14 protein-coding genes are annotated in these 15,746 nt (G+C 61.7%); 9 read left to right on the top strand and 5 right to left on the bottom strand.

Going from position 1 to position 15,746, the window contains the following annotated elements:
- Positions 1–35: 35 nt before the first annotated feature.
- From SS05631_RS04410 to SS05631_RS04400, 3 genes are all read right to left on the bottom strand, one after another.
- On the bottom strand, positions 36–1,364 hold the full coding sequence (locus SS05631_RS04410; protein ID WP_037413991.1) for a murein L,D-transpeptidase: 1,329 nt from the start codon (positions 1,362–1,364) through the stop codon (positions 36–38).
- 352 nt (positions 1,365–1,716) lie between these two features.
- Positions 1,717–2,229: a MarR family winged helix-turn-helix transcriptional regulator gene (locus SS05631_RS04405; protein WP_037413965.1), complete on the bottom strand. Its 513-nt coding sequence runs from the start codon at positions 2,227–2,229 to the stop codon at positions 1,717–1,719.
- 130 nt (positions 2,230–2,359) lie between these two features.
- Complete coding sequence (locus SS05631_RS04400; RefSeq protein WP_037413963.1) at positions 2,360–2,797, bottom strand: DUF6163 family protein; 438 nt, start codon at positions 2,795–2,797, stop codon at positions 2,360–2,362.
- A 182-nt stretch (positions 2,798–2,979) separates the two neighbouring features.
- Between SS05631_RS04400 and hemB the strand changes: the two genes are divergently transcribed.
- The 4 genes from hemB to SS05631_RS04380 all read left to right on the top strand — a co-directional run bounded on the left by hemB (position 2,980) and on the right by SS05631_RS04380 (position 6,406).
- Positions 2,980–3,993, top strand: coding sequence for a porphobilinogen synthase (hemB, locus tag SS05631_RS04395; protein ID WP_037413961.1), 1,014 nt, complete (start codon positions 2,980–2,982; stop codon positions 3,991–3,993).
- A 77-nt stretch (positions 3,994–4,070) separates the two neighbouring features.
- Entirely contained in the window at positions 4,071–4,535 is a 465-nt protein-coding gene (locus SS05631_RS04390; RefSeq protein ID WP_037413959.1) for an RDD family protein, read from the top strand.
- Between the two features lie 176 nt (positions 4,536–4,711).
- On the top strand, positions 4,712–5,491 hold the full coding sequence (locus tag SS05631_RS04385) for an arginyltransferase (RefSeq protein ID WP_037413957.1): 780 nt from the start codon (positions 4,712–4,714) through the stop codon (positions 5,489–5,491).
- Positions 5,492–5,494: 3 nt separating this feature from the next.
- The gene (locus tag SS05631_RS04380; protein WP_037413955.1) at positions 5,495–6,406 is read left to right on the top strand and encodes a DMT family transporter; all 912 of its coding nucleotides are present in this window, start codon (positions 5,495–5,497) and stop codon (positions 6,404–6,406) included.
- Between the two features lie 18 nt (positions 6,407–6,424).
- Here SS05631_RS04380 and SS05631_RS04375 read toward each other — a convergent pair whose 3' ends face one another.
- Positions 6,425–6,748: a metalloregulator ArsR/SmtB family transcription factor gene (locus tag SS05631_RS04375; RefSeq protein ID WP_037413954.1), complete on the bottom strand. Its 324-nt coding sequence runs from the start codon at positions 6,746–6,748 to the stop codon at positions 6,425–6,427.
- A 144-nt stretch (positions 6,749–6,892) separates the two neighbouring features.
- Positions 6,893–9,169, bottom strand: coding sequence for a DNA topoisomerase IV subunit A (gene parC, locus SS05631_RS04370; RefSeq protein WP_037413952.1), 2,277 nt, complete (start codon positions 9,167–9,169; stop codon positions 6,893–6,895).
- A gap of 380 nt (positions 9,170–9,549) precedes the next feature.
- Between parC and SS05631_RS04365 the strand changes: the two genes are divergently transcribed.
- The 5 genes from SS05631_RS04365 (at position 9,550) to SS05631_RS04345 (ending at position 15,659) form a co-directional block, all read left to right on the top strand.
- Positions 9,550–10,743 (top strand): hypothetical protein, encoded by a 1,194-nt coding sequence (locus SS05631_RS04365; protein ID WP_037413984.1) that lies wholly within the window; start codon positions 9,550–9,552, stop codon positions 10,741–10,743.
- 196 nt (positions 10,744–10,939) lie between these two features.
- Positions 10,940–11,158 (top strand): hypothetical protein, encoded by a 219-nt coding sequence (locus SS05631_RS04360; RefSeq protein ID WP_037379841.1) that lies wholly within the window; start codon positions 10,940–10,942, stop codon positions 11,156–11,158.
- A gap of 95 nt (positions 11,159–11,253) precedes the next feature.
- Entirely contained in the window at positions 11,254–12,882 is a 1,629-nt protein-coding gene (gene groL / locus SS05631_RS04355) for a chaperonin GroEL (protein ID WP_037413945.1), read from the top strand.
- A 231-nt stretch (positions 12,883–13,113) separates the two neighbouring features.
- Positions 13,114–14,040 carry a helix-turn-helix domain-containing protein gene (locus SS05631_RS04350; RefSeq protein ID WP_037413942.1) on the top strand — a complete coding sequence of 309 codons (927 nt, stop codon included), beginning with the start codon at positions 13,114–13,116 and terminating at the stop codon, positions 14,038–14,040.
- 107 nt (positions 14,041–14,147) lie between these two features.
- The gene (locus SS05631_RS04345; RefSeq protein WP_037413940.1) at positions 14,148–15,659 is read left to right on the top strand and encodes an alpha-N-arabinofuranosidase; all 1,512 of its coding nucleotides are present in this window, start codon (positions 14,148–14,150) and stop codon (positions 15,657–15,659) included.
- Positions 15,660–15,746 lie beyond the last annotated feature (87 nt).

Below are 15,746 nucleotides of genomic sequence, written 5' to 3'. Positions count from 1 at the left end.
ATGCGCGGCCTTTGCAATTGAACGCGGGACTTTGCTTATTGCGGCAGGGCGTCGGCGTCGATCGGGCCCGGCGATTGCTCGACTCCGGTCGTCGTCTGGAGGGCGAGCTCCGCCGCGCCGTCGCGCTGGTAGATATCGTCGCGGAACTGGACGACACGGTCCTTTGCCGACCAGGCGGTGATGTAGGTGAAATAGACCGGCACCTCTTCGGCAAGCTTGATCGGCGTGTTGACGCCCGACTTGATGGTCGCCTCGATCTGCTGGCGCGACCAGCCGGGCGTTTCCTTGAGCAGCCAGGTGGAGAGGTCGCGGACATTCTGCACGCGCACGCAGCCCGACGATTCGAAGCGCATCAGCTTGTTGAACAGGCCCTGCTGCGGCGTGTCGTGCATGTAGACCGAATGCTCGTTGTGGAAATTGATCTTGGTCGAGGACATGGCGTTGATCTTGCCCGGGTCCTGACGGAACATCAGGTTCGGCGCCTTCTCCGCATTCCAGTCGACGGTTTCAGGAGACACCTCGTTGCCACTGCCGTCGAAGAGGCGGATGGCGTTGCGCTCGAGATAGGTCGGGTCCTTGCGCATCAATGGCATGATGTCCTTCTGGACGATCGATCTCGGCGCGGTCCAATAGGGATTGAGGATAACCTCGTAGATCTTCGAATTGAGGATCGGCGATTGTCGGTCGATCTTGCCGACGACCGCAGCATGACGCAGCACGACGCGACCGTTCTCGACCGCCTCGATATAGGCGGCGGGAATGTTGACCATGACATAGCGCCGACCGAGATCGCCCGACATCGACTGAAGTCGCACGAGGTTGGTCTCGAGCTGGGCCAGCCGCGTCGCGGCGTCGACGTTCAGGGCCTTGAACGTATATTCGCCGATCACGCCATCCGCCGGCAGGCCGTGGCGTGCCTGGAAGCGCTTGACCGCGCCGTCGACATAGGAGTCGAAGGAGGAGGAAATCCCGGCGGACTGCGGCAGGTCGCCGGAGATCATCAGGCGCTGACGCAGCTGCTGCACGGAGGGATCGGTGACGCCGAGCTCCAGCTTTACCCCGGTCTGCGGAACCTGGGGCCAACCGCCGGCGGCAACGATCTGCTGATAGTCGAAGATGGCCTGCTGCACATGGCCGATGGTCTGGGGGCCGAAAACCGGCGTGTTGGAGAGGACTGCCGTCGCGGTGCGCGAGGCCTTGGCGTCGAACTGGTCGTCCCAGGAGCCGCGGCGCGGCGAATTGATGAGCTCGCCCAGGGCGTCCTGGGCACTCGCGGAGCCTGCCCATGCGGCGGCACCGATCGTAGCGGCCGAACGCAGAAACGCGCGGCGCGAGAGAGCATCAATTCCGTTCTTTTTCGACATAGTCCCTACCATCTCAAGGCGCTGAAGCGCGCGCTGCCCGAGCCCTAGCACAAACGTGGTTAACAAACGTAAACCCGCGTGCCACCCCGGCCCTCAAATTGCTTTCACGATCGTGCGAGCGAGAGCCATTCCAGCAGGTCGGACGAAAACGAATCGCCGCGATAAACGCCATTGCGCACCTGCCGCATCTTAAGCGTCGCTGTCATAGCAATATGGCCAATTCGTGTCTCGGCACTGCCGGGCCACCTGCGGGCAGGCAGTGCTACGACAATTCGGCCGGGAAAAGTCGGCAAGGATCGGACACGCAGGGATTGCGCCCGACCCTTGAAACTGGAGGTGCTTATGCCTGCAGTTACAGGCGATACATGATGCTGTCGTTCCAGAAGCGATCGAGGCGCTGCAGGAGCTTGTTCATCTGAGTGAACTCATCAGAACCGATGCCGCCGACCTTGTGGATAGAACCGATATGGCGCTCGTAGAGCTTGGCAACGGTTTCGGCAATCTCCTGGCCGTCTTCCGTCAGGCTGATGCGCACCGAGCGGCGGTCGATGCGGGAGCGCTGATGGTTGATGAGGCCAAGATCGACGAGCTTCTTGACGTTGTAGGATACGTTGGAACCGAGATAGTAACCACGCGAACGAAGCTCGCCGGCGGTCAGTTCGGAGTTGCCGATGTTGAACAGCAGCAGCGCCTGGATGGCGTTGACGTCGCTGCGGCCCTGCCGGTCGAACTCGTCCTTGATGACGTCGAGCAGACGGCGATGCAGACGCTCGACGAGGTGAAGGGATTCCATGTAGAGACCACGGATCGTCTCTTCCTGCGGGTCCCGGGGTGCAGCTACCTGCGGCTTCATCTTGGTGTTCATTTTCGTGCCTCACTGTTTCGTTTGGCGGTGTTTCTTTGTCTTCCCGCCTTGAGTGAGACCCTATCGAATACGTATAAAATTCTACTTAAACCGCAGCCTTAACATGTACTTACCATCCGCGGAGCCTGTCTCAGGGTGAATCAACCCTTACCTGCCGCGCCTGGCGCAGGCGCTGCCAGAAGAGCGCCGCACGGAAAAGAATGAAGGTCGCCGCGACCGCCCCGTGGAGCAAGAGGAGCAGCGGACGTGCCCCGAGCATGCCTGGATAGAATTCGAGCATGGCTACCTCGATGGCCGCCGCGAGCACCCAGATAACCGGTCCCCAGGAGACGAGCAACCAAAGCCCGATGGCAGCGACCGGATAAAGGACGGCAAGCGCGGTCGCGGCGGCGCGCCACTCTGGCGCCAGCAAATCGAAACGCCCGGCGCCGCCGTGGGAAAAGCCGATCAGCATCGCCCAGTAGTTCAGCGCAAGCCAGAAGCAGGAGGCCGAGACCAGTCGCAGGAACCAGCCGAACAGCACTTCGGTGAGCGATGGCTTCGGGACATGAGCAGAATCGTGAAGCATGGCCGGCAAGATAGGCCGAGTGCCGGCAATCCACCAGCGCAAAGCAGGAGAGCCCGCCCCGAGCGGCTCACCCGCGGGAGGAAATGCCGCAGCCGTCCTCCCGCAACGCCGTTTTCAATCGACCGGGGCGCATGATAAACCGCCTTCGACCAACGCAGTGAAAGAAGAAGGAAGCGGGCGCGATGAACGACAGGACAAATCTTGTGGACAGGATCACTGGACACCGTCGCATGCGCCGCAACCGCAAGGCGGACTGGACGCGCCGCCTGGTGCAAGAGAACCGCTTGACCGTGGACGACCTGATCTGGCCGATCTTCATCGTGCCGGGCAGCGGCATCGTTCAGCCGATCGACGCGATGCCCGGCGTCAACCGCATGAGCGTCGACAAGGCCGTCGAGGCGGTGAAGGAGGCGGCCGATCTCGGAATTCCCGCCGTCGCCACCTTCCCGAACATCGAGATGGCGCTCCGCAACGAAACCGGTTCGAACAGCCTTGCCCCTGACAACCTGATCAACCAGGCGACGCGGGCGATCAGGAGCGCCGTTCCGAATGTCGGCGTCATCACCGATGTGGCGCTTGATCCTTTCACCAGCCACGGTCACGACGGCATTCTGCGCGGCGGCGAGATCGTCAATGACGAGACGGTGGAAGCGGTGGCGCGCGCGGCAGTAATGCAGGCGGATGCCGGCTCCGACATCATCGCACCTTCCGAAATGATGGACGGACGGGTCGGCGCCATCCGCGAGGCGCTCGATGCGGCAGGCCACCAGAATGTCGGCATCATGTCCTATGCGACGAAATTCGCCTCCGCCTTCTATGGCCCCTATCGCGAGGCGATCGGCACCGGCGGGCTGCTGAAGGGCGACAAGAAGACCTATTACATCGATCCGGCCAACGGCACCGAAGCGATCCGCGACGCCGCGCTCGACGTCAAGGAAGGCGCCGACATGCTGATGGTGAAGCCCGGCCTGCCCTATCTCGACATCTGCTGGCGGATGAAGGAAGCCTTCGGCTTGCCGGTCTTCGCCTACCAGGTCTCGGGCGAATACGCGCAGATCAAGGCGGCGGCGGCGAATGGATGGATCGACGGCGAGCGCATCATGCTCGAGACGCTGCTTGCCTTCAAGCGCGCCGGCTGCGACGGCATTCTCAGCTATTTCGCCGTCGAAGTGGCAAGGATCCTGGCAAAGCGATGAGCGGCCGGTTCGCACGACAGACGCATTGTTTTGTCGAATACGGTCCCCATATGTGAGCGAAACGATGCGAGGCTGACATGAGCATGCATAACCAGGAACTCCGACTTCCGAGCCAGGACTGGCGCGCTTACCAGGGTGTCCTGTCGCGCCGGGTGTTCGCCTTCATTGTCGACTATCTGATTGTCGCGCTCCTGTGGATCCCGGCTGCGGTCGTCGTCTTCTTTTTGGGCATCCTGACGCTCGGCCTCGGATTCTTCCTCTATCCGGTGCTCTTCGCGCTGGTGGCGATGCTGTATTTCGGGCTGACGGTCGGCGGCCGCGAGCAGGCATCGCTCGGCATGCGGATCATGGGCGTTGCGATCGCCCGGACGGACGGCCGGCCGATGGATTTCCTGACCGCAATCGTACATCTCGCGATCTTTTGGATCGCCAATGCGCTGTTGACGCCGCTCGTCCTGCTGATCGGATTGTTCACGGATCGCGGCCGATTGCTGCACGACCTTCTGATCGGCACTGTCGGCGTCCGCAGAGACATGTATTGACGGTGGCGGGCCGAGAACACCGTTTCAACGTCGAATTGAATTCAGGCAGAGCCGAATCGACGTCCCCAGAAATTGTCGGCACTTGCTCGTTCCTCGCCGAACGCGTGTGTTGACGTTTTTCATTCTTCGGCCATCCTATTGCAGAGTAACCTCGCGAAGAGTGATCCCCGCGCTCGATGAACACGCAGACCACACAGTCTCCGCAATTCTATCTGACCGCGCCGGCAGCCTGTCCCTACCTGCCCAACGAGATGGAACGGAAAGTCTTCACGCACATGGTGGGCGAGCGTGCACCCGAGCTGAATGATCTTCTGACCCAGGGCGGTTTCCGCCGCTCGCAGAACATCGCCTACCGCCCGGCCTGCGAAACCTGTCGCGCCTGCATCTCGGTCCGCATCCTAGCCAACGAGTTCATGCCCACCCGCTCCATGCGCCGGGTGCTCGCCGCCAATCACGACGTGGTCTCGACCGAGTACCCTGCCGAGCCATCGAGCGAGCAATACAACCTCTTCCGCCGCTATCTCGATTGCCGGCACCAGAGGGGCGGCATGTCGGACATGTCGGTGCTCGACTACGCGATGATGGTCGAGGACACCCATGTACACACGAAAATCATCGAATACCGGTTGCGGTCCGAGGGCGACGGCATCAGCGAGAAGGCCAAAGGTCCGCTGATCGCCACGGCGCTCACCGACCGGATGGGCGATGGGCTGTCGATGGTTTATTCCTTCTTCGACCCCGGTCTCGCAAACCGTTCGCTCGGAACCTTCATGATTCTCGACCATATCCGCCGGGCGAAGGAACGCGGCCTTCCGCACGTCTACCTCGGATATTGGGTCAAGGGCTCCCGCAAGATGGGGTATAAAACAAAGTTTTTGCCGCAGGAGCACCTTATGGCCCGCGGTTGGGAGCGCTATGCTGGCGGACAAGACCTCCCCGAAACCGCCACGGATTAAGAATTGACCCCCTCCTCTGACGCCGCGCGGCACCGACGCGGCCTTGCCATCACCGGCCTCGGCGGCCTTGCGCTTTCCTTCGACATCCCGCTGATCCGTTCCGCAGACGGCGAAGTATGGTCGATTCTCGCCGTGCGCAGCCTGTCGACCTTTGCGGTGGCGATCGCCGCCTGGTTCTTCATCAATCGCATCCTGGGCCGCCACATTGCCTTGATCCCCGGCAAGGCCGGGCTGATCGCCGGCCTTTTCTACGGCATCAATTCCTTCACCTTCCTGCTCGCGGTGTTCAACACATCGACGGCGAACGTCGTCTTCATCCTCGCCTTCACTTCGATGTTCGCGGCAATCCTTTCCTGGATCTTCCTAAAGGAGCGGCTTTCCAACGCCACATTGCTGACGATGGCGATCATGCTGCTCGGCGTCGGGGTGATCGTGCAGGACGGACTTGAGAGCGGGCACCTGTTCGGCGACGCCATGGCCGCCTGCTCTGCCTTCCTGTTGGCGAGTGCCATCACCATCAGCCGCGCCGATGGCAGGGACATGGCGCTGGTGCCGCTGACGACGGCGATCTTCCCGGCGGTCGCGGCGCTCACGCTTTTGCCGGCGAGCGGAATCGCGATCGCCGCGCCCGGCTACATTCTCTTCAACGGTCTGGTGATGATTCCCGTCGCCTTCTTCTGCCTGGCGACCGGGCCGCGTTATCTCTCGGCACCGGAAGTCGGGATGTTCTACCTGCTCGAGACGATTCTAGCGCCAATCTGGGTGTGGATCGTCTTTTCCGAGATGCCCACGTTCCAAACGCTCGTCGGCGGCGCCATCCTGATACTCGCTTTGCTCGGCCATTCACTCTGGCAGATGCGCAGCAAGGCGGCAAAGGCTCAGATTCCCTGTGCTGAATTGCCGTTCACCGGGTGACGACGACTCGCCTGCCGGTTACTGCGGGCTTGTGGGAGCGGAACCCGTGTCCTCGATCTGCGATCGCATCGCCCAGAGTTCGCGATTGGTATTGATCCATTCCGCCGCGATCTCCAAAGGGGTCGGATCGGCGGCGATAAACTCTCCATTGTCCTGACGCCGGCGGGTAATCAGCCCCGCCTCCTCCAGAATCACCACATGATTCGACAGCTCGTCCTGTTCGGCGCCGACCGCACTGGCCACGTCCGCAACGGAGCTTTCACCGGCAAACAGGACTTCGAATATGCGGCGGCGTGTGGGATCGGCAAGTGCCAACAAGGTATCGTCAAGGGCCGAGATCATCGCATTCCTCTCTCCGGCGCATCATTGGGCAAATCGCGGCCGATTTAAGGAAACAGCAAAGAGTTGCAGCGGCTGGTGGAAAAGACCTGAAAGCTGTGGATAACCAAGCCGCCGAACGAACGATCCACTGGCCAGGTCCGGCAATCAGCCGCTGAACCGGCCACTCCGCGGGAAGCCCTTCGGCACGACGCGTCCGGCGCCGGCGCGGTCGCCCTGCCACTCCATCAACTCGTCCTTGCTCTTCGTGAAGACACGGCCGGCGCTGTCTTCCCAGGACAGCCCCTCGGCCATGGTGAAGCAGCGGATATCGGAAATGCCGCCGTCCTTGTAGCGCTGCAGGCGCACGCCCTTGCCGCGGGCCATTTCGGGTATCTGCACCAGCGGGAAGACCAGCATCTTGCGGTTGTCGCCGACGACGGCAACGTGATCGCCCTTGACCGGGACGACGAGCTTTGCCTCGTCCGGCATCACGACGTTCATCACCTGCTTGCCTTTGCGGGTATTGGCAACGATGTCGCTTTCGATGACGACGAAGCCGTTGCCGGCGGCGGACGAGACGACAAGCTTGCGGGCCGGATCGTGGACCAGAGCCGTCAGCACGTCCTGGTCGTTTTCCATATCGACTATGATGCGCAGCGGCTCGCCATGGCCGCGGCCGCCCGGCAATTTGTCGCCGCCAAGCGTATAGACCTTGCCGCCGGTGGTGAAGACGAGGATCTTGTCGGTCGTCTGGGCCGGAAACGCCACCTTCAGGGCATCGCCGTCCTTGAACTGCAGCGCAGACGTGTCGGAGATGTGCCCCTTGAGCGCGCGGATCCAGCCCTTTTCCGAGATGACCACGGTGATCGGTTCCTTCTCGATCATCGCCTGCTGGATAGCTTCCACGTCCGCGTCGGGCGCGTCCGCGAAAGTGCTGCGGCGCTTGCCGAGCTCGGTCGCCTTGGCGAACTTCTTCTTCACCTCGCCGATCTCCCAGGCGACCGCCTGCCACTGCTTGTCATCGGAAGCGAGCAGCCCCTCGATTTCCCCCTTCTCCTTCGACAGCGCGTCGAATTCGGTGCGGATCTCGAACTCCTCGAGCTTGCGCAGCGAGCGCAGACGCATGTTGAGGATTGCTTCGGCCTGGACATCGGTCAGCGAGAAACGCTCGATCATCACCGCCTTCGGTTCATCCTCCTCGCGGATGATCCGGATCACCTCGTCGATGTTGAGATAGGCGACGAGATAGCCGCCGAGGATCTCGAGCCGCCGGTCGATCGCGGCAAGCCGATGGCGGGAACGCCGCTGCAACACCTCGCGGCGATGTGCCAGCCATTCGCTCAGCACCTCGTTCACCGCCATGACGCGCGGAACGCGGCCCATCGACAGCACGTTCATGTTGAGCGGAATGCGGCTTTCGAGCTCGGTCAGCTTGAACAGCGATTCCATCAGGATATTGGCATCGACGGAGCGGCTCTTCGGCACGAGCACGACGCGGACGTCCTCCGCCGATTCGTCGCGGATGTCTTCGAGCAGCGGCAATTTGCGGGCGATCAGGAGCTCGGCGATCTTTTCGATCAGCCGCGACTTCTGGACCTGATAGGGAATTTCCGTAACGACGATTTGATACCCGCCGCGCCCCAGGTCCTCGACACTCCAGCGGGCGCGGACGCGGAAGCCGCCGCGGCCGGTGCGGTAGGATTCGAGCATGCTGGCGCGGCTTTCGACGATGATGCCGCCGGTCGGAAAATCCGGCCCCTCGATGCCGCCGCGCTGCGGATTGGCCGGATCGAAGAGCAGTTCCTCCACCGTCGCCTTCGGATGACGGATCAGATAGAGGGCCGCATCGCAAAGCTCATGCGCATTGTGCGGCGGAATGGATGTCGCCATGCCGACCGCGATGCCCGATGCGCCGTTGGCGAGAAGGTTCGGAAAGGCGCCGGGAAGGACGACCGGCTCCTGATCCTCCTCATTGTAGGTCGGGCGGAAATCGACCGCATCCTGGTCGATGCCCTCGAGCAGCAGGGCCGCGACGTCGGTCATCTTCGCTTCGGTGTAACGATAGGCTGCGGCGTTGTCGCCGTCGATATTGCCGAAGTTGCCCTGCCCGTCGACGACCGGATAGCGCTGCGAGAAGTCCTGGGCGAGCCTGACCAGCGCATCATAGACCGACTGGTCGCCGTGCGGGTGGAACTTGCCGATGACGTCGCCGACGATACGGGCGCATTTCTTGAACGAGGAATTGGGTCGCAAGCCCATCTCGCTCATCGCGTGGATGATACGGCGATGGACCGGCTTCAATCCGTCGCGGACATCCGGCAGCGCGCGATGCATGATGGTCGACAGTGCGTAGGCGAGATAGCGCTCCTCGAGCGCCGCCTTGAGGTCAACCGGCTGAATGTTGTCGTTCCCGCCAGACGGCGGCAAAAGGCTTTGTCCCATGCCTCCTTGCTACCGCAACCGGCCCGCCGCGGCAAGAATCGGGGCCCACCACGCTGTGGAGAACGCGCCTCAGGCACTTGCCTAAACCTCGAGTTGCAACCATGGATTTCCGCAGGTAATTTTCCGGAAAGCATGATCCGCGGGGAACATCCGCCATGCGACTCGGCGATATAAATTCGCCCGGTTTCGTATTAGGGTCGCACGGCAATTCGGTGGGTTGAGGATGGGGATCGATGCAAGAGCTCGTGCGCGGGGAGGCAGCGTCGCAGTTCCGTCTGCCGCGCAGCGCTTCCGATGAGCTCCGCGACGACCGCCAGAAATCACCGCAGCAGGCCTTGCAAACAACCAGCAGTCCAACATTTCTCACAAGGAACAACGCAATGATGCATACGCGCAAGATCCGCCTGATGATGGCCAGCGCCGCCCTCCTCACGCTTGCCGGCCCGGCCTTCGCCCTGGACGGCGCGGACATGATGAAGAAACTGAGTGCCGCGCTCGAGGTGAACGGTACCTCGCTCGCCTTCGACAAGGCCGAGGCGGACGGTGACGTCGTGACGGCAAGCGGCGTCAAGCTTCAGGTCGTGGCACAGCCAGGCGAAACGGTCGACATAGGCGATGTGACGTTCGAAGGCGTCGAGGAGACCGATGACGGAGGCTACTACGCCGAAACGGTTTCCTTCGCGGATGTCAATGTGAGCGAAAAGGAGGACAGCGCCTCCGTCAAGAATATCGCGATCGGCGGCCTCTCCATTCCCGGTAATGCATCCGGCGGCACGATCGACGACATTCTGCTCTATGAGTCGTTTGGCACTGGGCCGGTAGAGGTCAAGGTCAAGGGCAAGGACGTCTTCAAGATCGCCAGCATCGAGAGCAATCTCAGCCGGCAGGAAAACGATGCGGGCTTCGACTTCGACGCGACGATGGCCGGGCTATACGCTGATCTCTCCGAGGTCGAAGACGCCAAGGCGAAGGAAGCAATCGAGAAGCTCGGACTGAAGCAGATTGATGGCCAGGTGACGATGAAGGGAAGCTGGGAGCTGGAGAGCGGCAATCTCGCCGTCGATGAATATGCCCTCGACTTCAAGAATGTCGGCCGGCTGAACATCGCCATGGATTTCTCAGGCTACACGCTCCAGTTCCTGAAGTCGCTGCAGGAGGCGAACAAGGCCGCGCAAGCCAATCCGAACAAGGATGAGGCCAACCAGGCAATGGGCCTTGCCATGCTCGGCCTCATGCAGCAACTGACGTTCAACAGCGCTTCGATCCGCTTCGACGACGCCTCGATCACCAAGAAGGCGCTCGACTATGCCGGCAGCCAGCAGGGCGTCACCGGCGAACAGATGGCGCAGTCGCTAAAGGGCCTTGTGCCGATCATGATGGCGCAGTTGAACCTGCCGGAGTTGCAGAACCAGGTGTCGGCCGCGGTCAACGCCTATCTCGACGCGCCGAAGAGCCTGACGATCAGCGCCGAACCGGAAAAGCCCGTGCCGTTTCCGATGATCATGGGTGCCGCGATGGGCGCGCCGAACACCATTCCCTCGGTTCTCGGCGTCAAGGTGACGGCGAACGACTGACGCTTCCCGAAGCGCCACAAGCCGACGCAATGCGTATGGCTTTCGAATTCAAGCCCGGCGGATCCCGCCGGGCTTTTTTTTGCCGCCGCGATCGATGTTATGATGCGACGCTTGATGCTCGCATGCGCCGGCCTATCTATTTCGACAGCCGGCAGTTTGTGCATTCCCGACCGTAGAAAACCGGAAGGAGGACGCAATGGGACTGAAGCATTCGGATATCACCGCCATACTCGGTCCGGTCGACGAGACCCTGATGGCCGAACTTCTGGCGACGGGCGCGACCGCGAGCGAGCTTGCCGAAGCGATCGCCTGGGTCAACAACGACGAGGCGCTGATCGGAGAGGGCCGGCATCTTCCGGCCGGCCGGGTTGCCGCCCTGATCGACATTCTGACACCCGAGGTCGACGAGGAGTGACGGCCGAAGCTTTCGCCCGCAGGTGCCGGCGTCAGGTCCGGCCGCGGACGGCCGGACGAGTGAGTATCTGATTTATCGTGTTGAGGGAGGGATACATGGCTGCCAAAGATGTCAAGTTCAACACCGATGCGCGCGACCGGATGCTGCGCGGCGTCGACATAATGGCCAACGCGGTTCGGGTCACCCTTGGCCCCAAGGGGCGGAACGTCGTCATCGACAAAGCCTTCGGCGCACCGCGGATCACCAAGGACGGGGTCTCCGTCGCCAAGGAGATCGAGCTGGAGGACAAGTTCGAGAATATGGGCGCGCAGATGCTCCGCGAGGTCGCTTCGAGGACCAGTGAAATCGCCGGCGACGGCACGACGACCGCGACGGTACTGGCGCAGGCCATCGTCCGGGAGGGCGCGAAGGCCGTCGCCTCCGGCATGAACCCGATGGACCTGAAGCGTGGCATCGATCTCGCCGTCGATACGCTCGTCACCGAACTGAAGGGCAAGGCAAGGCAGGTTTCCAAGAACGAGGAGATCGCCCAGGTGGCAACGATCTCGGCCAATGGAGACGCGGAGATTGGGCGCTACCTTGCCGAGGCGATGGAGAAGGTCGGCAATGAGGGCGTCATCACCGTCGAGGAGGCCAAGACCGCCGAGATCGAACTCGAGGTCGTCGAAGGCATGCAGTTCGATCGCGGCTACCTATCGCCCTATTTCATCACCAACCAGGACAAGATGCGGGCGGAGCTGGAGGATGTCTACATTCTCATCCACGAGAAGAAGCTCTCCAACCTGCAGGCGATGATCCCGATTCTCGAAGCGGTGATCCAGGCCGGCAAGCCGCTGCTGATCATCGCCGAAGACGTCGAGGGCGAAGCCCTTGCGACGCTCGTCGTCAACAAGCTGCGCGGAGGGCTGAAGATCGCCGCCGTCAAGGCGCCCGGCTTCGGGGACCGCCGCAAGGCGATGCTGGAGGATATCGCCATCCTGACCGGCGGCACGGTGGTTTCAGAGGACCTCGGGATCAAGCTCGAAAACGTGACGATGGAGGCTTTGGGGCGCGCAAAGCGCGTCATGGTGGAGAAGGACGCGACCACCATCGTCGGCGGTGCCGGCGCCAAGGAGGATATCAGCGGCCGCGTCGCCCAGATCAAGGCGCAGATCGACGAAACCACATCGGACTATGACCGCGAGAAGCTGCAGGAGCGGCTTGCCAAGCTCGCCGGCGGCGTCGCGGTGATCCGCGTCGGCGGCTCGACGGAAATCGAGGTCAAGGAGAAGAAGGACCGCGTCGACGACGCGCTGCATGCGACGCGTGCCGCGGTGGAGGAAGGCATCCTGCCGGGTGGCGGCGTCGCATTGCTGCGCGTCGTCAAGGCGCTCGAAAACGTGGCGACGGCCAATGACGACCAGCGTGTCGGCGTGGAAATCGTCCGCCGCGCCGTCGAGGCGCCCGTGCGCCAGATCGCCGAGAATGCCGGCGCCGAGGGCTCGATCATCGTCGGTCAGCTCCGGGCGAAGACCGACTTCGCCTATGGCTGGAATGCCCAGACGGGAGAATTCGGCGACCTCTTCGCTATGGGCGTCATCGATCCGGCAAAGGTCGTGCGCGCCGCGCTGCAGGACGCAGCCTCCGTCGCCGGTCTTCTGGTGACGACGGAAGCGATGATCGCCGAGAAGCCGAAGAAGGAAAGCCAGGCGCCGATGCCGCCGGCACCCGGAATGGATTTCTAGTTACCGGCTTAACAGCGCCGGCGCAGCCGTCGTCGCAAGGCGCCGGCCGCGCGCCGGCGCCGTCCCACGGGCCCGCCTCCGTTCAGCCTGCACGGGCCGCCTGCCCTGCCTTTGCCCTCCAAGAAACTTGCGATGGTAAGTGTCCCCGCGACATCTTGCTGGCGGTTGATTAGAACATATTTTTTGATATGCATTATCCAATTGCATTTCACTCCCGCCGACCGGAGCCCCATGAGCCGTAATTTTCTTGTCGTCGACCCCGAGGAAGGCATGCCCGTACTGAAAGGGCTCGCGTCGCCGGCAAGGGTCTCGGTGCTCAAGCTGCTGCACGAAAAGGGACCGCTGAACGTCAACGAAATTGCGGATGTTCTTGATCTGCCGCAGTCGAGCGTCTCGACCAACGTGCAGATATTGGAAGAGGCGGGACTTATCCGCACGGAGACACAGAGGGCGCGCAAGGGAAACCAGAAGGTCTGCCGCAGCGTCTATGACGAGATTCTCGTCGTCTTCAAGAATGAAATCAAGGAAACTGAACCGGACGCGATCGAAGTGTCGATGCCGCTGGGGCTCTATACGAGCTTCGAAGTGACTGCCCCCTGCGGCCTCTGCTCGGTTGACGGCATCGTCGGACTGCTCGATGTGCCCGACACGTTCCTCGATCCCGACCGGATGAAGGCAGCACTAATCTGGTTCACCCGCGGCTATGTGGAGTATCAGTTTCCGAACAATGCGCGCCTGGCGAACACCGGCATTCGCGAGGTCGAATTCGTCATGGAACTGAGCTCCGAGGTGCCGGGGACCAGCGCCGACTGGCCGTCCGATATCACCCTGACGATCAATGGGGTGGATATCGGAACCTGGACTTCCCCGGGTGATTTCGGCGACAAACGCGGCGTTTTCACCCCGGACTGGTGGAAGCTCAAAGGCTCGCAATACGGCAAACTCAAGAGTTTTCGGATCAATGACGATGGCTCCTTCGTCGACGGCCTGCGGATCTCCAACGTGAAGCTCGCCGAGCTGAAGCTCGAGCAACATCATTCGATCCGGCTTCGCGTCGGCGTCCGGGACGATGCCCGCCATCCCGGCGGCATCAACATCTTCGGCCGAGGCTTCGGCAACTACGATCAGGACATCGTGTTGCGCCTGAAGACGCGCTGAGCCCGCCCTGCCTACAGAATCTCACTACTTGACCTCCGGCCTCGCTTCCGTTTTACTCATCCCAATTTCTGATATAAATCATAAATCAGGATTTAGTGGAGGAAGCCATGAAGGCCGCGGTAACGGTGCACAGCAAGTTCACGATCTCGGACATCGATCCGCGTCTCTACGGGTCCTTCATCGAGCACCTCGGCCGCGCCGTCTATACCGGCATCTACGAACCCGATCATCCGACTGCCGACGAAAACGGCATGCGCCGGGACGTGATCGAACTCGTCAGGGAACTCAATGTGCCGATCGTGCGCTATCCGGGCGGCAACTTCGTTTCCGCCTATAACTGGGAAGATGGCATCGGCCCGAAGGAGAGCCGCCCGACTCGCCTCGATCTCGCCTGGCACACCTCGGAAAGCAACCAGGTCGGCATCCATGAATTCGCCGAATGGTGCGCGGCCGCCGATACTCAGATGATGCTCGCCGTCAATCTTGGCTCGCGCGGCCTCGACGAGGCCCGCAACTTCCTCGAATACGTCAGCCACCCGGGCGGCAGCGAATGGAGCGACAAGCGCCGCGCCAATGGCCGCGAAGAGCCCTGGGATGTCAAGCTCTGGTGCCTCGGCAACGAGATGGACGGCCCCTGGCAGATCGGCCACAAGACGGCCGACGAATATGGCAGGCTGGCGCACGAGACCGCCAAAGCGATGCGCGCCTTCGACAACTCGCTCGAGCTCGTCGTCTGCGGCTCCTCCAACGCGCATATGCCCACCTACCCCGAATGGGAGGCGACCGTCCTCGACCACACCTATAACGAGATCGATTTCATATCGTTGCACATGTATTTCGAGAACCGCGCCAAGAACACCGCCAATTATCTCGCGCGCAGCATCGAGCTCGACAACTATATCGGCACGGTGGCCGGCGTGATCTCCTACATCAAAGCGAAGAAGCGCTCGACCAAGGAGGTCTACATTTCCTTCGACGAGTGGAACGTCTGGTACCACTCCAAGGAGCGCGACAAGGCGACCCTTGCGGGCGCCCATGGCTGGCCGCATGCGCCGGCGCTGCTGGAGGACGACTATAATTTCGAGGACGTGCTCCAGGTCGGCTGCATCCTCAATACCTTCATCAACCGCGCCGACGTGGTGAAGATCGCCTGCATGGCGCAGCTCGTCAACGTCATCGCCCCGATCATGACGGTGCCGGGCGGCCCTGCCTGGCGCCAGACGATCTTTTATCCTTATTATTTCGCTTCGATCTATGGCCGCGGAACGGCGCTCAAGCTGCTGGTCGACAGCCCCGCCTACAGCGTCGATGGCCTTGGCGAGGTGCCTTATCTCGATATTTCCGCCGTGCACGATGCACACAGAAACGCCGTGACGTTCTTCATCGTCAACCGGAATGGCAGCGAAGCGATCGACCTCGACGTCAGCCTCCTCGAGTTCGGGACAATGAAGATCATCGACGACCAAGTGCTCGCCCATTCCGACATCAACATCACCAATACCGCCGAGCAGCCCGCCAATGTGGTGCCGAAAAAAGGAGAAGGCGCCGCCTCTGCCGATGGAAAGCTCTGGGCGAGGATTGCGCCGCTGTCGTACCGGATGATCCGGCTGAAATCGTAAGCAGACTAAATCACATTTTTCGATACATATCGAAAATATGTTGACAGAAGAATTGTATAATTTAACGTCGCGACACCGCTTCGACGT

This window comes from Sinorhizobium sp. CCBAU 05631 (genome assembly GCF_002288505.1).
GTDB lineage: Bacteria > Pseudomonadota > Alphaproteobacteria > Rhizobiales > Rhizobiaceae > Sinorhizobium > Sinorhizobium fredii_C.
This window is presented reverse-complemented; position numbering and strand designations above follow the sequence as displayed.